Here is a 23,293-nt window from a genome sequence, read left to right on the forward strand (position 1 = left end):
TAAGGCACCGCGTGACGAACGTTGACGTACCGACGCGGGCCGCCCCGCCACATTCCGCCATCCCCCGGTCCACCGGAACTCCGCGTCTGTCATTCGGTCAGGAACGGATCTGGTTCACCGAACAGCTCTCCCCCGGCACCGCCGCGTACGTCGTGCACGCGACGGTGCGGCTGCGCGGGCCGTTCGACGTCGACCTGCTGCGCGCCGCCCTCGACGCCACCGCCACCCGGCACGACAGCCTGCGGATGCGGTTCACCGAGAGCGTCGACGGGGAGCCCGTGGTGACGGTGCTGCCCGAGGTGCGGGTGCCGGTGACCGTCACCGCCGCAGTGACGGGGGACGCCGCCCACGCGCTGGTCGCCGAGTCGGTCCACACCCCGTTCGACCTCACCGTCGCGCCGCTGCTGCGGGTGCTCGTCGTCCGGCTGGCCGACACCGAGCACCTGCTGCACCTGGCCATGCACCACATCGTCAGCGACGGATGGTCGTTGGACCTGCTGCTCGGCGAGATCGCCGCCGGTTACGCCGCGCTGCGCGACGGTGGCGAACCACCCGCCCCGCCGGTCACCCGCTACGTCGACTACGCCCGCTGGCAGCGGGACCGGCTCGACGGCCCGGCGACCGGGGACGGATTCGCCCACTGGACCCGCGCGCTGGCCGGCGTGCCGCCGCTGGAGCTGCCCACCGACCGGCCCCGCCCGACCGTGCAGTCCTACCCGGGCGCGACCCACCGGTTCACCGTCGACGCCGACCTCACCGACGGGCTGCGCCGGCTGGGCCGGACCCACCGGGCCACCCTCTACATGACCCTGCTCACCGGCTTGCAGGCCGTGCTGTTCCGACACAGCGGGCAGCGGGACTTCGCCGTCGGCTCGCCGGTGGCCGGCCGGGTGGTCCCCGAGCTGGAACACCTGATCGGTCTCTTCGTCAACACCCTGGCCCTGCGCGCCGACCTCTCCCCCGACCCGACGACCGCCGCCGAGCCGAGCTTCGCGAGCCTGCTGCGCCGCAACCGGGGCACCGTCGTGCGCGCCTTGGCGCACCAGGAGATCCCGTTCGAACGCCTCGTCAAGGAACTCAACGTCACCCGGGACGTCACCCGCGCCCCGGTGTTCCAGGTGCTGTTCACCCTGCAGAACTACGCCCGGGGCGGCGACCGGTGGCCGGCCGGACTGCACGTCGAGGGCGTCGGCACCGACGCCGCCAGCGCCCGCTTCGACCTGTCGCTGTACGTCGGGGAGAGCGCCGACGGACTGCGCGGCACGTTCGTCTACCACACCGACCTGTTCGACGCCGCCACCGTGGCCCGGCTCGCCGGGTCCTTCCAGACCCTGCTGCGGGCCGCCGTCGCCGACCCGGACCGGCCGGTCGTCGACCTGGACCTGCTCGACCCGGCCGAACGGGACCGGATGCTGGCCCTCGCCGGCGCTCCGGCAACGCCGCCCGCCCCGGGGACACCGCCGGCTCCGGACCGGTGGGTCGGGGAGCAGGCGCGTGGTTTGCCGTCGGACGACCGCACCGGGGTCACCGGGGCGGCGGTCACCCTGGCCGACCTGATCGCCCCGCACGTCGCCGCCACCCCGGACGCACCGGCCGTGGTCTGCGGGTCGGACCGGATCAGCTACCGGGAGCTGGACCGGCGGGCCAACCGGCTCGCCCACTGGTTGCGGGCCCGGGGGGTGGGCCCGGACCGGCTGGTCGGGGTGCTGCTGGAGCAGTCGGTCGAGCTGGCCGTAACGCTGCTCGGGGTGCTGCGGGCCGGCGGCGCGTACCTGCCGCTGGACCCGGAGCAGCCCGCCGCCCGGCTCGGCCTGATGCTCGCCGACGCCCGGCCGACCGTGCTGCTGACCAGCGCGGACCTGCTCGACCGGCTGCCCGCCGGGACGGTGGCGACCCGCCTGGACGAGATCGCCACCGAGGTCACCGCCGCACCGGACGACCGACCCACGGCCGGCGTCGGCGGCGAGCACCTGGCCTACGTCATCTACACCTCCGGCTCGACCGGCACCCCGAAGGGGGTGGCCGTGCCGCACCGGCCGGTGCTGCGCTACCTCGACGGGGTGGCGGACCGGTTCGCCGTGGTCCCGGCCGCCCGGTACGGGCTGTTGCAGTCGATGTCGTTCGACTTCGCCGTCACCGTCTTCTACCTGGCGCTGGCCACCGGCGGCACGGTGCACCTGCTCCCCCGCCGGGGCACCGGGGCCGAGCTGGCCGCCCGGCTGCGCGACGAACGGATCGACTACCTCAAGATCACCCCGTCGCACCTGGCGGCGCTGACCGCCGACTGCGCAGCGGAGGACCTGCTGCCGGCCCGGGCGCTGATCCTCGGCGGCGAGGCGTCCGACCTGGAGCGGATCGCCCCGCTCGCCGCCGGGCCGACCCGGGTGTTCAACCACTACGGGCCCACCGAGGCCACCGTCGGCGTGGCCACCTACCAGGTGCCCGTGGACGGGCCGGACGTCGGCCCGGTACCGACCGGCCGGCCGCTGCCGTACGCCTCGGTGCACGTGCTCGACGAGCGGATGCGTCCGGTGCCGGTCGGGGTGCCCGGTGAGCTGTACCTCGGCGGGGACCGGCTCGCCCGGGGCTACCTGCACCGGCCCGGCCCGACCGCCGAACGGTTCGTGCCCGACCCGTACGGGCCGCCCGGGTCCCGGCTGTACCGCACCGGTGACCTGGGCCGGTGGCGGGCCGACGGGGAGCTGGTCTTCCTCGGTCGCCGCGACCACCAGGTGAAGATCCGTGGCTACCGGGTCGAGTTGGGTGAGGTGGAGGCCGCCCTGCGGGACTGCCCGGGGGTACGCCAAGCGGCGGTGCTGCTGCGCGACGAGCGGCTGGTGGCCTACCTGGAGCCGGAACCGGGGCCGGACGCGGATGCCGAACCGGGGCCGGACGCGAACGCCCCGGACCCGGCGCGCTGGCGTCGCCTGCTCGCCGGGCGGCTGCCCGAGCACATGGTGCCCACCCGCTGGGTGGTGCTGGACCGGCTGCCGTTGCAGGAACACGGGAAGGTGGACCGGCGGGCCCTGCCCGAGCCCACCGACGACGGCCCGACCGGCGAGCGGGTGCCCCCGGTGGGGCCGGTGGAGACGCTGGTGGCCGACGTGTGGCGGGCGGTGCTCGGGGTGCCCGAGGTGGGCGTCACCGACGACTTCTTCGACCTGGGCGGGCACTCGCTGCTGGCCACCCGGGTGGTGGCCCGGCTGCGCCGGGAGCTGCCCACCGTCACCGACGGCACCCCGACGGTCAGCGTGATGGACCTGTTCCGGTACCGCACCGTACGCGAGTTGGCCGGCTTCGTCGGCGGGCCGGACCCGGGTCGGGCCGGGCTGCTGCACGAGCTGACGCCGCCGGTGCCCGCCGTCGACCGGGTCGCCACCCTGGTGTGCGTGCCGTACGGCGGGGGCAGCGCGGTGGTGTACCAGCCGCTGGCCGACGCGCTGCCGGCCGGGTACCGGCTGCTGGCGGTGGCCGTACCCGGACACGACATCGGCCTCGCCGACGAGCCCGCACCGATCGCCGACGTCGCCGCCGGGGTGGTCGCGGAACTTCTGGGCCGGGTCACCGGCCCACTGATCGTGTACGGGCACTGCGGCCCCGGCGGGGCGCTGGCCGTGGAGGTCGCCCGCCGGCTGGAGGCTGCCGGACGGGACCTGCTCGCGGTCTACCTCGGTGCGGTGTTCCCGTTCGCCCGCCCCGCCGACGGGCCGCTCGGGCCGCTGCTGCGGCTGCGGTTGGCCGAACGGCTGCGCAGCGACCGGATCTACCGCACCTGGTTGCAGGCGCAGGGCACCGCCGTCGGCTCGCTCGCCCCCGACGAGGTGCGGTTCCTGGTCCGGGCGATGCGGCACGACGCCCGGGTGGCCGAGGACTACTTCACCGACCTGATGCGCCGGCGGGTCACCCCGCTGCGGGCACCGGTCGTCTCGGTGGTCGGTGAGCGGGACCGCAGCACCGACTACCACGAGGAACGGTTCCGGGAATGGCACTTCCTCAGTGACCGCACCGCGCTCGTCGTGGTCGACGAGGGCGGGCACTACTTCCTCAAGTACCGGTCGGATGAACTGGCCGAGATCGTCACCGACGTGCACCGACGGCTCGACACGCCACCCCGGCCCGCCCCGACCGGGTCGGACGCCACGCCACCGGCCTGGCAGCTCGCCGCCGTCTCCCGCCGCAGCGCCGACGCACCCACCACGTCCGACCCGCCCCCGGCAGGCGTGGGTGGCGGGGACCGGGGCCGGACCGCGCCACCGCCGAGCCTGCGCCGCTTCGGCCTGGTCGCGGCCGGTCAGGTCGTCTCCGGGCTGGGCACCGCGCTGACCACCTTCGCGATTCCACTGTGGATCTACACGCAGACCGGGTCACTCGCCCGGTTCGCCCTGTTCGCCGTGCTCGGCCTGCTGCCCGGCCTGCTGGTCGCACCGCTGGCCGGCGCGCTGATCGACCGCACCAGCAGGCGGCGCGTGCTGCTACTCGCCGGCCTCGCCGCCGGCAGCGCCAACGCGGTGCTCGCCGGGCTGGTGCTCACCGACCGGGCGCAGGTGTGGCACTTCTATCCGCTGGTCGGCTGGCTGTCGGTGGCACTGGCCTTCCAACGGCTCGCGTTCGTCTCGGCGGTGCCGCAACTGGTGCCCAAACGCTTCCTCGGGCACGCCAACGGCCTCACCCAGACCGCCGTCGGCCTCACCCAGTTCACCGTGCCGCTGCTCGCCGTGGCCCTGCTGGAGACCGTCGGGCTGCGCGGCATCCTGCTCGTCGACGTGGCGTCGTACCTGTTCGCGGTCGGGGTGCTGGCGGTCGTCCGGTTCCCCCGCACCCTGGCCCTGCAACGCCGCGAGGGCATCGGCACCGAGATCGTCGCCGGGCTGCGCTACGCGCTGCGGCGTCGGGAGTTCCGCGCCATGCTGGCGTTCTTCGCCGCGCTCAACTTCTTCCTGTTCCCGGTGCTGTTCCTGCTCTCCCCGCTGGTGCTCGGCTTCGCCGACCTCACCGACGTGTCCCGCGTCGCGCTGACCGGCGGGGTCGGTGCGGCCACCGGGGGCCTGGTGATGCTGCTCTGGGGCGGACCCCGCCGACGCCGGATGCGGGCGGTGCTGCTGGGCACCCTCGGCATCGCGGTGGCCGCCGTGCTGACCGGGTTGCGACCCAACCTGCTGCTCATCGGGGCCGGCGCCTTCGGCATGTACCTGGCGCTGGGCATCGTCAACGGCGTCTACCAGACGATCATCCAGACCAAGGTGCCGGCCCGGGTGCACGGCCGGGTGTTCGCGGTCAACCAGATGGTCGCCCAGTCCACCCTGCCGCTGGGCTGGGGCGTCGTCGCCCCGTTCGCCGCCCGGGTGGTGGAGCCCACGCTGCTGCCCGACGGGGCGCTGGCCGGCACCGTCGGGGTGGTGCTCGGGGTCGGGCCGGGTCGCGGGCACGGGCTGCTCTACGTGCTGTTCGGGGTGTGCATCGCGCTGACCGCGCTGGTGTCGCTGGCCACCCCCACCCTGGCCCGGTTCGACGACGAGGTGCCCGACGCGCCCCCGGACGACCTGGTCGGCCTCGAGGAACGCCGGGCCCGTACGACCGCCCCCGCCGACCGGACCCCGGTGGGTGTCGGGACGGGAGGGTCGCGGTGAGCACGACACCCACCGGGACGCCACCGCCGCGTACCCTGCCGGAACTGCTCGACTGGCGCACCGGGCTGCACCCGGACCAGGTGGCGGTCGAGGTGCACCAGGTGGCCACGTTGACCTTCGCCCAGTGGTCCGCCGGGGCACGGGCCGTCGCCGCCGCGCTGCGACGTCGGGGGCTGCGCCCCGGCGACCGGGTCGGCCTGGTCTTCGGCCCCCGCGACTGGGTCCGCTACGCGGTGGCGTACTGCGGGGTCCTGTGGGCCGGCGGGGTGGCGGTGCCGCTGTCCGACCGGCTCGCCGCCGGGCAGCTCGGGTACGCGCTGACCCACTGCACGGCCACCGCCGTCGTGTACGGCGACGACACCCCCGCCCCACCCGCCCCACCCGGCGTGGCGGTGTTCGGCGACGCCGAGCTGCGCGCCGACGGGCACCCCGACGACGGCGACCCGGTCACCGTCCGCCCCGGTGACCTCGCGCAGATCCTCTACACCTCGGGGACGACGGGCCGCCCCAAGGGGGTGTCGGCGCGGCACGCCAACCTCACCGCCGGTGCGCCGCACCACCCTCGCCGGTTGGCCCTGGCCCACTCGCAGCGGTTCCTGCACGCCTTCGCCATCGGCACCAACGCCGGGCAGACGATGCTGCTCAACGCGTTGACCGCGAAGGCCGCCGCGCTCACCCTGCCCCGGTTCACCCCGGTCCGGTTCGCCCGGCTGGTCGCCGCCGCCGGCACCGGGACGGTGTTCGTGGTGCCGTCGATCGCCATCGAGCTGCTCGACTCCGGGGCGCTGCGGGACCGCGACACCAGCGGCGTACAGCTGATCGGGTCCACCGCCGCGCCGCTGCCACCGGCGGTCGCGGCCCGGCTGGCCACGGCCTTCCCGCAGGCCACGATCGTCAACTACTACACCTCCACCGAGGCCGCCCCGGCGCAGACCACGATGATCTACGACCCGGCCCGGCCGGACGCGGTCGGCCGGCCGGTCGGCGGGCAGCTGATGGTCGCCGACCCCGGGGGCCGCCCGCTGCCGGCCGGGACGACCGGCGACGTGTGGCTACGCTCACCGCACCCGCGCGCCTACTACCGCGACGACTCGGCGAACCGGACCACCTTCCGCGACGGGTGGGTACGGATGGGTGACGTGGGCCGGATCGACGCCGACGGCTACCTCTACCTCACCGACCGGCACCAGGACGTGATCAAGACCGGTGCGTTCAAGGTCTCCACCGTCGAGGTCGAGGCGGCGCTGCACGAGCATCCGCTGGTCGCCGAGGTAGCCGTGGTGGGGGTGCCGCATCCGGTGCTCGGTTCTGCGGTGGCCGCCGCCGTGGTGACCCGGCCGCAGGCCGGCACGGACGGGCTGACGCTGCCGGTGCTGCGCGGCTTCCTCGCCGACCGGCTGGCCGACCACCAGCTGCCCGCCCGGCTGCTGCTGCTGGACCGGCTGCCCCGCAACGAGGGCGGCAAGGTGCTCAAACGGCAGCTGACCGTCCTGTTCGACAACTGACCACCCGCACCGACAGCACGACCATGGGAGAGCATGTGGGCACCGCCGAGGCGACCTTCGCGCAGCACGCCGTCTGGTTCACCGAACAGGCCGGGGTCGCCGGCACGGCGTACCACATGGCGCTGGGCATCCGGTTCGGCGCGGAGCTGGACCGGGCGGCCCTCGTCGCGGCGTGCGCGGCGACGGTCGCCCGGCATCCGGTCCTGGCCGCCCGGGTCGGCACCGACGACGACGGCACCCCCCGGTTGACGCCGGCCGACACCCGCCCGGCGGTCACCTTCGGGGAGCTGACCGACGCCCGGGTCGCCGAGGAGATCGCCCGGCCGTACGACCTGCGGACCGGCCCGCTGGCCCGGTTCACCCTGCTGACCGGGACGACGGGTGCCCACCTGCTGCTGGTCACCGCGCACCACCTGGTCTTCGACGGCACCTCCAAGGACGTGCTGGTCCACGACCTGGCCGCCGGATACGCCGCCGCCCGGTCCGCCGGCCCGGTGCGGCCCGCCGACACCGGCCCGGAACAGCCCGGCGACGACCACGCCGGCCGCGCGGCGGTCGAGCAGCAGCGGATCGCCGTCGACCTGCCCGCCGCCCGCGACTTCTGGGCGCGGCACTGGTCCGGCCCCGGCGACGTGGTGCTGCCCGGCCTGCGCCGGCTACCCACCGGCGCCGAACCCGGCGTCGCCGTCGAGGTGACGCTGCCCGCCGACGTGGTCGACGGCCTCGACCCGGCGGCCCGGTCGCTCGGCGTGACCCGCTTCGAGCTGCTGTTCGCCGCGCTGCACACCCTGCTCGGGCGGTACGGCAACCAGGGCACGCCGGTCGGGGTGGCGCTGTCCACCCGCACCCCCGAGCAGGCCGACCGGATCGGATTGTTCGTCAACGAACTGCCGGTCACCGTCGACCCGGCCGACGGCACGTTCCGCGCGTACGCCCGCGCCGTGCGGGTCCGGCTGCGCGAGGTGTACCGGCACCGGGCCGTGCCGCTGGCCCACGCGGTGCCCGGCCTGCGGCCCGCCCCGGCGGTGACCCCGGTCAGCGTCGGCTACCGGCGTCGCGGCGCGGAACCGGTCTTCCCCGGGGTGACCGCAGCGGTCGACTGGACGCTGTTCGGTGGCGCCGCCCGCAACGCCCTGCACGTACAGATCGTGGACGCCCCCACCGGCCCCACGGTCAGCCTCCAGCACAGCCCGGCGGCGATCCCGACCGACGCGGTACGCCGCGTCGGGGCGCACCTGCGTACCCTGCTCGCCGCCGTGGTCGCCGACCCGGACCGGCCGGTGGCGCAGCTGCCGGTGCTGCCCGCCGAGGAACTCGACCGGGTCACCCGGGAGTGGAACGACACCGGCCGGGCGTACCCCGCCGGGGCGAGCGTGCCCACCCTGTTCGCCGCCCGGGTCGCCGCCGACCCGGACGCGCCGGCCGTGGTCGACGACGACCTGATCCTCAGCTACGCGCAGCTCGACGCCGCCGCCGACCGGTTGGCCGGGCTGCTGCGCCAACGTGGGATCGGGCCCGGGTCACTCGTCGCGGTCGCCCTGGACCGGTCCTGGCGGGCGGTGGTCACCCTACTGGCGGTGCTGCGCTGCCGGGCCGCGTACCTGCCGGTGGATCCGCAGCACCCGCCGGCCCGCCGGGAACTCGTCCTCGCCGACGCCACCCCCACGCTGGTGGTGACGCCGACGGTGACCGCGCTGACCTGGCCGACCCTCGCCCTCGACGGGATCGACCTGCTCACCGGGCCGACGCCGGTCACCCCCGCCGTGCCGCCGGACGCCGACGACCTGGCCTACGTGCTCTACACCTCGGGCTCGACCGGCCGACCCAAGGGTGTGTCGGTGCGGCACGGGGCGCTGACCAACCTGCTGTTGGGCGTCCGGGACCTGCTGGGCAGTGGCCCGGCGCACCGGTGGCTGCACCTGACCTCGCTGTCGTTCGACATCTCCACCGTGGAGGTCTTCCTGCCGCTGGTCACCGGCGGCCGGGTGGTCGTCGCCTCGACGGTCGGCCCCCTCGACGGCGCGGGTGTGCTGCGGCTGGTCCACACCGCCGGGGTGACCCACGCCCAGGCCACCCCGTCGGGTTGGCGGGTGCTGCTGGAGGCCGGCCTCGGCACGCCCGCACCGGACGCCGCCGGGCCCACCCCGCCGCTGGTCGCGGTCACCGGCGGGGAGGCCCTGCCGGTCGCCCTCGCCCGGGACCTGCGGGCCCGCACCAGCCGCCTGATCAACGGGTACGGCCCGACGGAGGCGACGGTGTACGCCACGATGGCCGACGTCCCCGCCGATCCCGACGAGGTCACCATCGGACGGCCGCTGCCGAACGTGCGGGCGTACCTGCTGGACACCTCGGGACGACCGGTGCCGATCGGGGTGCCGGGTGAGTTGCACCTGGCCGGCGTCGGGTTGGCCGCCGGCTACCTCGGCCGCGACGACCGGACCGCCGAGGTGTTCGTGCCGGACCCGTTCGGGCGGCCCGGGGAGCGGCTCTACCGCACCGGCGACCGCTGCCGGTGGCTGCCCGACGGGCGGCTGGACTTCCTCGGCCGCACCGACGACCAGGTGAAGATCCGGGGACACCGGATCGAGTTGGGTGAGATCGACGCCCGGCTGCTCGACCATCCGGCCGTGGCCGGCGCGGCGACGGTGCTGCGTCCGGACGCCGACGGGCCCCGGCTCGTCGCCTACCTGGTGGCCCGCACCGGCACCGACCCGGCACCGGCCGAGCTGCGCCGGCACCTGGCGGCGAGCCTGCCGCAGGCCGTGCTGCCGACCGACTTCGTGCCGCTCGACCGGCTGCCGTCGAGCCCGAACGGCAAGGTCGACCGGGCCGCCCTGGCCGCCCGGGACCTCACCGTGGACCCCCCCGGCCACCGGTCACCGACCCCACCCGCCCGGCCGGCACCGCGACGCCCCCGGCCGGCACCGCGACGCCCCCCGGCACCATCCTCGCGCCCGGCACCGGAGCACCCGGCACCACCGGCACGCCCGGCACCACCGGAACCGACGGGTCGCCCGGCGACCCGGCACCGGGCGCAGCCGTCATGCCGGTCGGGGACGACGATCCGGTGGTGACCCAGCTGCGGCTGATCTGGCAGGAGGTGCTGCGGATCCCCGACATCGGCGTGCACGAGGACCTGTTCGACCTGGGCGGCCACTCGCTGACGATCACCCGGATCAGTGGCCGCATCCGGCAACGACTCGGCGTCGAGGTGCCCCTGGACGCCTTCTTCGACACCCCCACCATCGCCGAGATCGCCGAGATCGTCCGGCCGTCCGTGAAGGAGCGCTGATGGACACCAACGACACCACCGACCTGCGGGGGCGGCTCGCCGACCTGGTCAGCGAGGCCACCGGCGGCGACGTCGCGGCCACCGACCTGCTCACCGGCGGCTCGATGGTCGCTCTCGGCGTCGACTCGCTCGGCCTGCTCCGCATGGTCGACGCGATCGAGCTGGAGTACGACGTCGAGGTCGAGCTGAACGGTCCCGGCCGGCCCCTGGACACCCTCGACGACCTGGTCACGCTGCTGTCCACCGCCGTATCCGACGACGCCCGCTGACCGGCCCGACCCGGGCGGGGCCGGGCCGACAGGCGGATGACCCGGCCGGGCGTGGACGGTCACGGCAGCCAGGACGCCTCCGCCGACGCCCGAGACGCCGCCTCCTCGTAGACCGCCAACGCCAGCCAGGACGCGGCGAACGCCTGCCCGTCGTCGTCGGTGAGCCGCCCGAAGGCATCCCGGGGTCGGGCCCGGGCCGCCGATCCCATCGCGGCGAGCAGGTGCGCGCCGAGGTCCAGGCGGGCCAGCCGCAGCTTCCGTTCCGTCGGGTCGGCCAACGCCTGGATCGCCCGGCCACCCGAGACGACCCGCTCCACCTGCCGGCGCAACGACTCCAGGGCGGGATCGCCGAGCCGGGGACGCGGCACGGCCGGGTCCGGGGCCGCGAGCCGGTCGGGCGGTGGCACCGCCGCAGCGTCCCCCGTCCTGAGCTGGCTCGTGTGCAGCCGGTCGTAGCCGAGATCGGCGTGACCCGCCCAGCTCGCCGGCAGGGTGAGCCCCGGCCCGTCGTCGTCGACCGGTCCCACGGCGAGCGCCTGGACGGTCGCCCGGCGGGTCGGATCGAGCCGACCCACCAGGCGCAGCCGCGCCCCCACCGCCTGCCCCAGCAGGCGCAGGTTGGCCCGGTGCGGCAGGGCGGCGTGCTCGTCGGCGACGGTCAGCGTCAGGACCGCCCCGTCGGCGGTGTCGACCAGGACGGTGTGGTCGTGCCCACCCAGCACCCGTACGGTCAGGAAAAGCAGGTCGGCACCGGCCGGGCGCTCCGGCAACGGCAGGGTCACCGCGCCGAAGGCCCGCCGGACCTGGTCGGGCAGGGGCTGCGCCCAGAGCCCGGCGAGGGGTTCCTCGGCCCAGCCCACCCCGGCGGCCCGCGCCGCCCGGACCGCCCGCCCGGCACCCAACTGCCCCGACTCCGAGGCGGTGCCGCCGGACACCACCAGCCCGGCCCGGGTGAGCTGCCGGTGGCTGAGCCCCGACTCGCCCACCGCCACGGTCGCGTCACCCGCGCCGGCGGCCCGGCCCGCGTCACCCGGGGCGAGATCGGCGACCGTCCAGAGTCGACCGTCGCGGTCCGCCAGGTAGGTGACCACCCCGGCGTACCCGGAATCGGCCACCACCGGGACCGTGCAGAGCCCGTACAGTCGCAGGCCGGCCTGTGGGTCGTAGGTCCGCCGGGCGGTGCCCAGCAACGCGCCGAGGTCACCGGCCGGCGTCTCCCCGCGCAGCCGGCGGGACACCGCCAGCAGCTCCCGCAGGTCGTCGGTCAGGTCGGCCAGCCGGTGCTGGGGTTCGCCCTCCCGGGCGGCCCGCAGCCCGGCCGCGACCCGGGTGCCGGCCGCGGCAGCCCGGTGCAGGCCGTTGGCCCGGGCCTCGTGCACCGCCCGCAGCAGGGCGGTCCGCAGCACCACCCCGCAGCCGACGATCCCCGCCCCGAGCACCGCCACGCCCACCTGCCACAGCCCGTCGGCGGCGGCCCGCTGCCGCTCGGTGGGCGCGGGCGGCGACCCGGCACCCTCCGCCACCGCGTCACCGGTCACCCCGGCGGGCGGTTCGGTCGCGCAAGCCGGATCGACGGGCCGGCCGGCGGCCGCGTCGTCCACCCGGGCCGCGTCGTTCATGGCAGCCGCGTCGTCCACCGGGGCCGCGTCGTCCACCGGGGCCAGGGCGAGCACCGCCATCCGGTGCAGGCAGTTCGGCGCGAGCAGGCAACTGCACCGGGCGTCGGCGGCGCGGCGCACCACCCCGTCGGCCGTCACCAGGGTCACCGTGGTCGCCTCGTCGACCCGGACCGTCGCCCCGCCGTCCGTGCCGGTGACCGGCCAGCCAGCGGCCCGGGCGACCGCGTCGTCGACCTTGCGGCGCAGCCGGGCGGGCAGCGCCTCCAGGGCCTCGGCCAGCACCGGCGCGGTCACCGGCGGCAGGCCGGTCACCGCCGCACCTGCTCGCCGACCCACCGGGCCAGCTCCAGCGGGCTCAACGCGGCAACCGGCATCCCCGCCGCGACCAGCTGACCCGCCGCCGCGACCGAGTAGCGGGGACGGCCGGTGTCGTCCAGGCTGGCACAGCCCAGCACCTGACAGCCCGCCTCCACCAACGCCCGGGTCTCGGCCAGCAGACCACCCATCGGGTACCCCTCCTCGAAGTCGCTGATCACCACCACCATCGTCCGCTGCGGCACGGTGACCAGGGACCGGGCGTAGCGCAGCCCGGCCGCGATGTGCGTACCCCCGCCGACGCTGACCTCCAACAGCAGGGCCAGCGGGTCGTCCACCCGCTCGGTCAGGTCCACCACCTCGGTGGAGAAGGCGACGAAGTGCGTGCTCAGCGCCGGGACACCGGCCAGCACCGCGGCGGTGAGCGCCGACCAGATCACCGACTCCTCCATCGAGCCGGAGACGTCGACGACGAGCACCAGCCGCCAGTCCACCCCCCGGCGGGCCCGGGTCCGGAACACCGGCCGCTCCGGCACCAGCGTCACCCGGCCCTGCCCGTCGCGGCGGGCGGTGGTCAGGTTGGCGCGCAGCGTCCGGGGCAGGTCCAGCGGGCCACCCGGCCGGTAGGTGGGGCGGGGGGTCGTCAACCCGGTCAACGCCGGGCGCAGCCGGGCGGCCAACTGCCGGGTCAGCTCCGCCACGATCCGGGCCACCAGCGGGCGCAGCCGCGCCACCGTGGACTCCGGCAGCCCACCGGCGAGGGTGAGCACGTCACGGAGCAGCTCGACCGACGGGCGCACCGCCGCCGGGTCCAGTTCGGTGACCGCGTCCAGCCGGCCCGCCTCCACCGCCCGGGCCAGCACCTCCTCGCGCACCCCGGGGCCGAACAGGGCGGACAGTTCCTGCGCCCACTCCCGTACGCCGGGGAAGGACGCCTCCCGGCCGGCGCGACCGGCCGCCTCGGCACCGGCCCCCTCACCCCGGCCGGCCCCGTACAGCTCGTCGAGCGCGGTGGCGTAGCGGCGGGCGCGCGGCCCGACCCGGGTCGACTCCCGGCCGAGCACCAGCCGCCACCGGTCCACTGTCGACAACCCACCGGCCGGGGTACGCCGGACGGCCGGCCGCGTCGCGTCGGTGACCGTCGGCGGCTGCGGCGACGGGTCCGCCGGCTCGGCGGCGAGCAGACCCTGCGCCAGGAGCGCCCGGCGGCCCGCCGCGTCGGCGTGCAGCCGGACCAGCAGGGCGTCCGGGTCGTCGAGCACCGCGACGTCGGCGGTCGGACCGGTGTCGTCCAGTCGTTCCCGGACCACGTCCAGCAGCCGGTCCCGCCCGGCCGGGCTGACCACGTGGAAGCCGGCGCGCAGCGCCGGCAGCCGGATGAGGAACTCCTCGTCGGGCAGGGTCTCGACCCGTTCCAGGAGCCCGTCGAGCACCTCGTCGCTGGCCCGTAGCAGCGGTTCGGCGGCGACCAGCAACCCGGTCAGGTGGCCCTGCAACTGCTGGCGTCCGGTGGGCGTCGTCGCGGTGTCCAGCCAGGACGTGACGAGCCGTCCGTAGGCGGCCGGCTCCCGCAGGCCCAGCAGGACCTGGACCGCCCCGGCGGCGGCGGCCATCAGCGGCGAACCCCCGGTGGCGAGCCGGGCCAGGCAGTCGGCCAGGCGCAGCCCCGCCCCGGCGACGTCGGCCCGCTGGGCGAGCGTTGCCAACGCCTCCGCGTCGGATACGTCCTCGGCGCCGAGCAGCCCGTCGACCTGCCGGACCGCCGCGCTCTCCAACGCCTCGACGACCCGGCCCAGTTCGTCCGCCGGCAGCTCCGATGTGCCCGGCAGGTGGCCGAGGCGCAACCGGTCGAGCAGCGCCAACGCGGCGACCAGTTCACCGAGGGTGCCCTCGGCCGGTACGGTGACCGCCACCTCGGCGAGCCGGCGGGCGGCCAACCCGGCCAGGTCGCACCGGGCGGCGTCCTCCAGCCCGGCGATCAGGGCGGTCACCGTCGGTCCGTCCGCGGCCCGCTCCCGCCGTCGCCGCTGCACCAACGCGCCCTCGGCGGCCTGGCCGAGGGTCACCCCGTGCAGCCCGGCCACCTCGATGGTCGCCTCGGTCCGGGGCGACCACTCCACCCGCCAGCGGGTGGTGACCGGGTCGACCCCGCCGACCCCCGTGCCGGCGACCGGCGTGGCGTAGCCGACGCCACAGACCGTCAGCCGGTGCAGGGTGATCTCCCGCCGCCGGTCCAGCGGCGAACGCAACGGGTCCAACCGCAGCTCCCTGGCCGGGTCGCCGGCCCCGGGCAGTCGCAACCGGGCCAGCAGTTCCCGCACCGCCGGGGCCAGCCCGGAGCGGGGGGCACCGGGGGCCAGCGCGCCGCGCCGGTCCCCGACGAGTACCTCCTCCATCGCGCGGGCCACCGCCCGACCCCGACCGAGCACCTCGCCGTGGGCCAACACGCTCTGGATCGCCTCGACCAGTTCACCCCGGCCCGGTGCGGGCAGGCCGCGCAGTCGGGCCAGGTCGAGGGCGAGCCGGACCGTCTCCCGGGCCTCGCCGGGACCGGCCGGGTGGCCGGCCCGCCGGATCGCCGCGCAGACGGCCACCACGGCGGCGGTCGTGGCCGACTCGACCGCGGCGGGGTCGCCGGCGGCGGTGAGGACCGACTGCTGCCACTGCGGATCGCGGATGCCCGCCGGATAGCCCGACCGGGCGTCGAGCAACCCGAACGTGTACGGCACCAGCGACGTCACCACCGACGACGCACCGGCCGGGCCGGCCCGGGACGGGGCCGGCGCACCGGTCAGCAGCGCCGGGGCGTGGAACGCGCCGACCAGGGCGGCGACCCGACGCTGCCCCGCCTCCGCCAGGCACTGCCGCATCCATGCCTCCCGCCGCAGGTCGAGGGGGGACACCCCGGTCCCCCGTTCGGCGTCGGCCCGCATCGCCCAGCCGACCGCGAGCGCCGCCCGACGTACCGCCTCCGGGTCGGCGCCCGGGGCGCGGGCCTCGACCGACCGGTCCCACAGGTCCTCGTCGGCCCGCCCGCTGCCCGCCGCGCGCAGCGCGTCGGCGAACGACAAGCCCGGCGTCGGGGCGGCACCCGGCTCGCGTTCCCCCCAGGCCGCGTCCGCCAACGGCAGGTCACACGGTACGACCGGAACCCCGTTACGGGCGGCCCAGCGCACCGCCACCAGTTCCGGGGAGAAGTCGGCGAACGGGTAGAACGCCGGTCCCCCGCCCTCGCCGACCACCCCGGCCAGCGCCACCGGGGCGGTGGTGGCCGGGTCGGCGAGCCACGGCAGCCACTCGCCGAGTTCCGGTGGGAGTTCCAGGAGCAGCACCTCGGGCCGGTACCCGGCCAGCAGCCGGGGCAGGGCCACCGCCAGCGCGGGCGAGTGGTGGCGTACCCCGATCAGGTAGGGCCGCCGGTGCCCGGCCAGCGCGGTGACCGCGACCGTGGGGTCGACCGGTTCCGCCGGTGGCCCGGCGGGCACCTGCGCGGCGCGCGGCGACGGCGGCCCGGCCGGGGACGGCGGTTCAGTCGGCGAGGACATCGCGCAGTTCCCAGAGTTGCCGCCACAGCCGCGCACCGTCCTCGGCCCGCCGCCGCACCGCGCCGTCCCAGTAGCCGAGCAACTTGGCCCCGTCGGCCGGGTCGTCCTTGCGGACCACGCCGAGCAGGTGACCCGGCAGCAGCGACAACACGTCCCGGTCGCCGGGGAAGTAGGCCGCCGCCAGCGCCAGCGACGATGCGACCGCCACCGCCTCGGCGGTGCTCATCACGGTGGAGGGCCGTTCCACCTCCCAGCCCTCGACCGACCGACCCGCGCGCAGGTCCCGGAACGCGGTGACCAGGGCCTCCAGCACGGCCTCGTCGACCGCGAAGGGGGCCTGCACCCGCTCCAGCGTGGCGCGGGCCTGCCGCTGCACCAGGGCGATCTCCTGGGCCAGGTCACCGATGGGGCCGACGGTCTCGAAGTTGAACCGGCGCTTGAGCGCCGCCGACATCTCCGACACCCCCCGGTCACGCAGGTTGGCGGTGGCGATCAGCGTGAACCCGGGCGCGGCGGGGACGGTGGCGTCGGCGGTGCCGGACAGCTCGGGCACCGCGATCCGCCGGTCGGACAGGATGGACACCAGCGCGTCCTGGACCTCCGGCAGGCAGCGGGTGATCTCCTCCACCCGGGCCACCGCGCCGGTACGCATCGCGGACAGGATCGGCGACGGCACCAGCGCGGCGGCGCTCGGCCCGTGCGCGAGCAGCAGCGCGTAGTTCCAGCCGTAGCGGAGCTGGTCCTCGGTGGTGCCCGCGGTGCCCTGCACGACCAGTTCGCTGCTGCCGCAGATCGCGGCGGACAGCAGCTCCGACAGCATCGACTTGGCGGTGCCCGGTTCGCCGACGAGCAGCAGGCCCCGCTCCCCGGCGAGGGTGACGACGCAGCGTTCGACCAGTGCCCGTTCCCCGACGAACTTGGCGGCCACGGTCAGGGTGCGGGGCAGGTCGTCACGGCGGGCCTGTCGGGGCAGTTCCAGCGGGACACCGGCGCTGCCGACGATGAACGTGACGACGGCACGGGGGGTCAACCGCCAGCCCGGCGGCCGGGCCCCGTCGTCGTACGCGGCGAGGAACGCCAGCTCGGTGGCGTGGGCGTGTTCGGCCGGCTCGACCTGACGCGCCGTCGGGGTGGTCGTGGTGGTCATCGGCGGCCTTCCGTAACGAGATCGTCGAAGCGGGGTGCGTCGCCGTCGCGCAGCCGGGCCCAGGCGAGCGCGAACAGGCGGGGCGGTGGGGCCACCGGGGAGACGATGCCGAGGGCGGTCACGCCACCCTCGCCCCCGATCAGCAGCGGGAGTTTCCACCGTTCCAGCGGCAGCAGCGGCGCCTTGAGCGCCAACCAGCCGCCGGGCAGGAACAGCGACCGCCCGGCCCGGGGCCGTTTCGCCACCACGACGTGACCGGTCGCGGCCAGCTCGGCGCGGGCCGCCTTGAGTCGGGCCGGCTTCCAGCCGGTCCACCGGGCGACGTTGCGGTCGGTCGGGTCGGGCAGGGCGAGCAGTTGCAGGTAGAGCGCCGCGGCGTCGGCACCCAGCCCGAGCGTCGTGGCGACCGTGGCGACCAGTTCAGGGTCGGACCGGGTCGGGTCCTGCGCGAAGCCGTCGTCCATCGCCGGGACGACGTGCGACACCACCTCGGTGAGCTGGCCGCCGACCAGCGCCCGCAGCGCCGCGAGCAGCTGCTCGTTGACGTGGTCGAGGCGGGCCCGCAGCACGGCCACCGCCGGATCGTCCGTTGCGGACAGCCGGGACGGGTACAACCGGACCCGGTGCCAGCGGTCGGTCGGCGGGATCAGCACCGGGCCGACCTCGGTGCCGGCCGGGCCGGTCGTCACCGGCAGGCCGAACGCGGCGGTGAACGCCGGCAGCTTCGTGCCGTCGACGTGCCCGACGAAGACGGTGAAGCCGGGGTCGGCCAACCGCTGCCGGGCCAGGTCGGCGGCGACCGGCAGCGCCGCCCGGATCGGGTCGTCGACGGCCAGGTGGTACGCCAGCCACGGCAGCGTCCTGGTCAGCGCGATCAGCGCGTCGTCGTCGTCGACACCGGTGCCGGACCCGGCCAGCCACCGGCCGGTGGCCGCGTTGGCGACCCAGTGGAGCACCGTCGAGGCCGGCAGCGGGCTGGTCACCCCGGCCCGGTCCACCTGAACGATCAACTCGTCGGACACGGGTCGCCGTGGCCCGTGCCGCCGCACCCACTCCTCGACGATCAGATCCTGCCGGGGCCCGTCGACCCACAGCCGCGCCGCGTCCTCGGGGATCAGCCGCCCGAGCAGGTTGGCGAAGACCTGCCGGCCGCGACCGCCGGTGCCCCAGAACCGGGCCGCCGCGGCGGGGGCGGCCGGGTCGGGCAGTTCCAGGATGGTCAGCAGTTCGGCGGGGGCCCTCTCCCACACGAGCCGGGGCAGGCCCGCCAGCAGCAGCACCGCCTCGGAGTAGCTCATGCCCGCCGCGTCGGACAGGGTGCGGGCCCACTCCGGCTGCCACTCCATCGGCTCGTTGGCCCGGGCGAGCCGGACGAACTCGTCGATCCGCTGCGGCGTGACGTCACCGGTCGGCAGGATCCGCTCCTCGGTGATCCGGAAGCCGGACACCGCCGAGAACCGTCCGGTCGGCGTCCAGTCGAGCACGTCGAGTTCACGGTCGTCGGTGTCGACGGCGAGCACCAGCAACCTCCGGCCGGCCTCGGTCAGCACCTGTCCCCGGACGTGGTCGAGCGGCTGGTTACCGTCGGCGACCAGGGTGATCCGCCGCAGTCGGCTGCCCGGGGCGAGGAGCCCGGAACGGGCGCACACCTCCAGCAGCGTCAGCAGCGCCTCACGGACCTCGGACAGGCAGATCGGGGCCACCGCCCGGTACATCGCGGCCGGCAGTACCCCCAGCAGGTCGAACCAGTCGAGGTCACCGTCCAGCTGGACCCGGGCGGCAGGCGTCGGGTCGGTGCCGGTGAGCGCGGCACCCGCGCGGGAGATCAGCCGCAGGGAGCTGTCCTCCGCGGCGTAGCAGTACTGGATCAGCCCGGCGAGCCCTTCGGAGAGCAGCCGGTCGACCGCCGGTGACCCGGTCGGGGCCTCCTGCGCCGGCAGGGCGTTGTCCTGCTCGCCGTCGAGCACGGCGGCCAGCGTCCGCAGCCGCGTCACCTGCTCGGCGGCCCGGGTGACGAGCCCGGCGACCCCGGCGACGAGGGCGGGCGCGGTGAGCTGCGGCAGGTGCCGGCCGACCAGGGCCCGCACCTGGGCGGCGTCCAGCCCGGCCGCGTCGGCCAGCAGGGCGCCGGCCTGCGCGTCGGTGACGTCGCGCAGCGCCGCCGAGCCGACCTCGTCGCGGGGCCGCAGGAAGTGCCAGTACTCCGGCGGCGGCACCAGCCGGCTGCCGGCGGCGAAGGCGGACCGCTCACCGCCGGACGGGTAGCGCCCGAGCAGGAAGCCGTCCTCGGCGCAGAGCAGCAGCTCGCCGTTGGCGCCCCGGCCACCGTGCAGCAGTCCGAAGGTGGTGTCCGCGCCGGGGAACCGCACCGCCGCCGCGAGCCTGCCGTCGGCGGCACCCGCCGGCAGGGCGAAGGACCGCCCGTTCACGGCTTCGCCGGACCAGCCGCCGTCCGCCCCGCGCCGCACCCGCCAGCCGGCCAGCCCGTCGGCGCGGCCCAGCGGGCTGTCGGACGACTCGGTGGGGCGCAGCCAGGACGCGCCGGCGTCGAGGGGTCGACCGTCGACGGTGCCGTCCTCGAAGAACGTCGGCCGGGAGAACCGTCCACGCTCGCCCGTCGTGGGGTCGTACTCCTGCCAGCCCAGCGGGTGGTCGGCGGCGCGTAGCCAGTAGGTGGTGCCGTCGCTGATGACCCGGCCACCGGTTCGCTCGGCCCGGTCGCCGACCCGCAACGGACGCCGCCCCATGGTGCGCCCGCCGCCGGGCAGCGGCAGCGACAGCTGGGGGTAGGTGGTGAAGGCGTCGTCGGCGAGGGTGAAGACGTCGTCCGGGGTGCCGCTCCAGTAGGCGGCCCGGTCCCGGCCCCGGTCCCAGCAGACCAGCAGTTGCCCGTCGACGTGGCGCAGCACCAGCCGCCAGCGGTACCGGTTCTCCCCGGCCGGGATCCGCATCAGGTGTTCCTGCTCCACGGCGTCCGGCCCGATGACCGTCACCAGGTCGCCGGTGAGCAGCAGCAGGTTCGGCCACTGCCCGGTGAGCTGCACGTCCGTGGTCGACTCGGTGAGCCGTTCGGCGGCGGTGTCCAGGGCGGGCCAGCCGTACTCGTCGAGCAGGCCGGAGCGCAGCGTACGGCCGAGGACCGGGCCGAGGTCGTGGTCGACGAGTCGGCGTACCGCGTCGGGGTTGACGGCGAAGCCGGTCGGGCAGGCGACGGTACCGACCCGGTCGAGGTGCTGGTCGAGTGTCGGCAGCCCCTGCCGCCCGACGGCGTCGGCGAGGGCGTCCAGCCAGCTGCGCAGGGCGGTCCGCAGGCCGGGCACCGCGACGATCTCCCGTACCCGGGGCGTCGGGTCGCGCTGGTCGCGCGCGCCGGTGCGCAGTCGCCGTTCGACGCCCTCGAGCAGCATCGGCAGGAACCGGGGGTCGGCGGCGACGGCGACCAGGTCACGCCGGCCGTCGGTGTCGTCGGAGAACCAGTTGTCCAGCCGGTGCCGGACGTCGTCGGCCGGATCCGCGACGGGCACCCCCAGCGCCAGGCAGGTGTCGAGCAGGTCGAGGTCCACGGCGTCGTGGGCGCGGCAGAGAACGACCGGCACCCCGTCGGCCTTGAGCCGTCCCGCCATCCGGTCCACCAGGGCGAGCAGCCCGGGGTGCCGCTTGCGGACCCGCCACGAGCGGCGTTCCCGGTGCTCGTCGAAGCGGCGCAGCCAGCCGGCGGGTCCGTCCGGCGACTCGGCCTCGGCGGGGACGCCGCCCGCCGGCCCGGTGAGCGCCTGGGTGGCGCCGGCCGACTCCAGCACCTCCAGCCAGACGTCGTCGCCGCAGTGCTGGGGGGTCAGGCCGAGCAGCCGGCCGCGCAGGGCGGGATCGTTCGCGGCGAGCCGGGCCAACGACGCCCGGTAGGCGTTCCAGAACGCCTCCGGCGCCCGGTTGAGCGCGGGCGCGGCCAACAGTTCGCCGAGTACCCGCTCGTCCTCGGCGGCCGGGTCGAGCCCGGCGGCGCGGGCCAGCCGGCGCAGGTCGGTGTGCATCGCCGCGTACGGGGGCAGGCCACCCAGGGTGCGCTCCACGCACAGCCGCAGGAACATCGCGTACGCGTCGGCGGCGGAACGCCGGGTCGCGAGGTCCCGGGCGTGACCGGAGAGCGCCTTCGCGGTCAGCGCCCCGGCCAGCGCGAACTCCAGGAACACGGCGTGCTGGCGGTCCTCGTCGATGGTCAGCCCGTAGGCGCGTTCGGCGTCGCGGGCCTTGCCGAACATGCTCGCGGCGTGGGTGACGCTGTCGGCGGCGAGGAACGCCCGACCGGCCTCCTCGTAGAACGTGGGCAGGAAGTGCGGCACCGACCGGGCCAGCCGCTCCCCGAGGGCGTTGAAGCCGTCCTTGGCCGGGCCGACCCGGGAGCGCGCCGTACGGGCCAGCCGCTCGATCTCCTTGACCAGGGCCAGGGCGTGGTGCCCGTTGGCCGGGTCGTGGACCAGCGCCCAGGCCGGGAAGCCGAGCGCCTGCTGGCGGACCACGCCGACCGGGGTCACCCGCTGCGGCCGGTCGAAGCCGAGGAACTCCATGGACAGGTCCTCGGCCTCGCCCAGCGCCTCGCTGACCAGCCGGACCACGGTCCGTCCGGCGAGGACGGGGTGGGTGTACCGGCGGGCGGTCAGGGTGTCGGTGGTGTCGTCCTTGGCCACCACCGTGCCGACGGGCAGCACCGCGCCCGCCTCCAACAGGTCCATCGCGTCGATGCTCACCGGTCCTCCTCCTGCTCTGCTGCCACGACCCGGCCGGCGTACAGCGCGGCGGCCATCCGGGTTCCCTCCGACCAGGCCACCGGGCCGACCGCGCCCAGCGGCAGGGCGGTGCCGTGCCGGTCGGTGAAGACGAGGTCACCGGTCTCGGTCTCGAAGTACGGGTCCTCCGCGCCGACCCACGACCGGGCCTCGACGGTGCGCCCGTCCTCGACGATCCGGCACACCGCGTTGCCGCCGCGCACCGGGTAGCCGAGCTTCGTCGCGCGGGCCGTCAGGTGGCGCAGCTGGTCGTACCGGCCGCCGGCGTAGTCGCCGAACCGGGTCGCCGTCGCGTCGACCTGCGGCCCCCGGACCCAGGTCTGCCGGAAGAGCTGGTCGACGGACTGGCGGACCTGGAGTTCGGCGGCGAACTCCCGGAGGTCGTCGAGGTCGTCGAGGGTGACCGGGTGGGGGATGACGATCCGTCGGGCGGCCCGGCGGACGGAGTCACCGTCGAGGTCGACCAGCCCGACCTGACCGTCGCCGACCTCGCGGAGCAGACCCACGCCGTCCGGGTCCCGGTGGCCGTCGTCGTCGAGCACCACGACGACGAGGTCGGTCAGCGCGGTGCGCCACGCCTCGTCCGGCCACACCTCGGTCAGGACCGCGACCGGCACCGGCAGCGAACGCACCATCCAGCGTTCGATGTCCGTGCGGCACTGGCCCTCGTGCCGGGTCAGCCACTCGGTGAGCTGACGCAGCCCCACCACGGTCGGATCGTCGCGCAGGGACGCCGGCACGGAACGGAGTTCCCGTCCCTTGGCGTTCCGGGCGACGACATCACCATCGCGGAGAGTGACCTGGTAGCCACCCGACACCTCTGACCATCCCATGTGGACACCCCATGGCTCGGTGGGTTAAGACACCGGAGGCTAGCCCACCCGGGCGACAAAGCCGGGCCGTCGTCCCGTCACGCGGCGGCACCCAGCAGCCGGCACCGCTGCGTCACCGTGGGTGACCATCGACGGGGGTGCCCGGGGTACCCGTCGGAGCAGCCGGGCGACACCACGCCCGCCCGTCGCCCCAGGCGGCGGCAGAGACGGTGAACCACACGGATCGCCGGATCGCACCCGTCCCGCCCGGGCGCTCCCGGGGCGACACGCGGGGCCGTGGAGCCGGGGAACGGCCGACCGGTCGGACCGCCGGCCCCGGCGGGTTGCGCACGATCGACGGCTCACCGCCAGTGATGA

10 protein-coding genes are annotated in these 23,293 nt (G+C 76.0%); 5 read left to right on the forward strand and 5 right to left on the reverse strand.

The genetic code is table 11. The annotated features are described in order from the left end of the window. The first annotated feature begins 11 nt into the window (after nt 1–11). The 5 genes from ACQP2H_RS18435 to ACQP2H_RS18455 are packed head-to-tail and all read left to right on the forward strand — an operon-like array spanning nt 12 to nt 10,693. Nucleotides 12–5,627, forward strand: a complete 5,616-nt coding sequence (locus ACQP2H_RS18435; protein WP_219462922.1) for a non-ribosomal peptide synthetase/MFS transporter — start codon at nt 12–14, stop codon at nt 5,625–5,627. After that, nucleotides 5,624–7,132 (forward strand): class I adenylate-forming enzyme family protein, encoded by a 1,509-nt coding sequence (locus ACQP2H_RS18440; protein ID WP_308290799.1) that lies wholly within the window; start codon nt 5,624–5,626, stop codon nt 7,130–7,132. The genes ACQP2H_RS18435 and ACQP2H_RS18440 overlap by 4 nt, the downstream gene beginning before the upstream one ends. A 23-nt stretch (nt 7,133–7,155) precedes the next feature. Beyond that, nucleotides 7,156–10,206 (forward strand): non-ribosomal peptide synthetase, encoded by a 3,051-nt coding sequence (locus ACQP2H_RS18445; protein WP_433228216.1) that lies wholly within the window; start codon nt 7,156–7,158, stop codon nt 10,204–10,206. Further along, nucleotides 10,203–10,424, forward strand: a complete 222-nt coding sequence (locus ACQP2H_RS18450) for a phosphopantetheine-binding protein (protein ID WP_433228218.1) — start codon at nt 10,203–10,205, stop codon at nt 10,422–10,424. Before ACQP2H_RS18445 ends, ACQP2H_RS18450 begins: the two co-directional genes overlap by 4 nt. After that, nucleotides 10,424–10,693 (forward strand): phosphopantetheine-binding protein, encoded by a 270-nt coding sequence (locus ACQP2H_RS18455; RefSeq protein WP_219462926.1) that lies wholly within the window; start codon nt 10,424–10,426, stop codon nt 10,691–10,693. The genes ACQP2H_RS18450 and ACQP2H_RS18455 overlap by 1 nt, the downstream gene beginning before the upstream one ends. 59 nt (nt 10,694–10,752) lie before the next feature. Here the strand turns inward: ACQP2H_RS18455 and ACQP2H_RS18460 are convergent, their stop codons facing one another. The 5 genes from ACQP2H_RS18460 to ACQP2H_RS18480 are packed head-to-tail and all read right to left on the reverse strand — an operon-like array spanning nt 10,753 to nt 22,936. Next, entirely contained in the window at nt 10,753–12,624 is a 1,872-nt protein-coding gene (locus ACQP2H_RS18460) for a hypothetical protein (protein ID WP_357534254.1), read from the reverse strand. Beyond that, nucleotides 12,621–16,172 carry a vWA domain-containing protein gene (locus ACQP2H_RS18465; protein ID WP_433228220.1) on the reverse strand — a complete coding sequence of 1,184 codons (3,552 nt, stop codon included), beginning with the start codon at nt 16,170–16,172 and terminating at the stop codon, nt 12,621–12,623. Before ACQP2H_RS18465 ends, ACQP2H_RS18460 begins: the two co-directional genes overlap by 4 nt. After that, the gene (locus ACQP2H_RS18470; protein WP_208566775.1) at nt 16,156–17,319 is read right to left on the reverse strand and encodes an AAA family ATPase; all 1,164 of its coding nucleotides are present in this window, start codon (nt 17,317–17,319) and stop codon (nt 16,156–16,158) included. Before ACQP2H_RS18470 ends, ACQP2H_RS18465 begins: the two co-directional genes overlap by 17 nt. Continuing rightward, nucleotides 17,316–22,064, reverse strand: coding sequence for a hypothetical protein (locus tag ACQP2H_RS18475; RefSeq protein ID WP_433228222.1), 4,749 nt, complete (start codon nt 22,062–22,064; stop codon nt 17,316–17,318). The genes ACQP2H_RS18470 and ACQP2H_RS18475 overlap by 4 nt, the downstream gene beginning before the upstream one ends. Beyond that, complete coding sequence (locus ACQP2H_RS18480) at nt 22,061–22,936, reverse strand: DUF4132 domain-containing protein (RefSeq protein WP_208566777.1); 876 nt, start codon at nt 22,934–22,936, stop codon at nt 22,061–22,063. The genes ACQP2H_RS18475 and ACQP2H_RS18480 overlap by 4 nt, the downstream gene beginning before the upstream one ends. Between the last annotated feature and the right edge of the window lie 357 nt (nt 22,937–23,293).

The organism is Micromonospora sp. CA-248260 (assembly GCF_050942205.1).
Classification (GTDB): Bacteria; Actinomycetota; Actinomycetes; order Mycobacteriales; family Micromonosporaceae; genus Micromonospora; species Micromonospora antibiotica.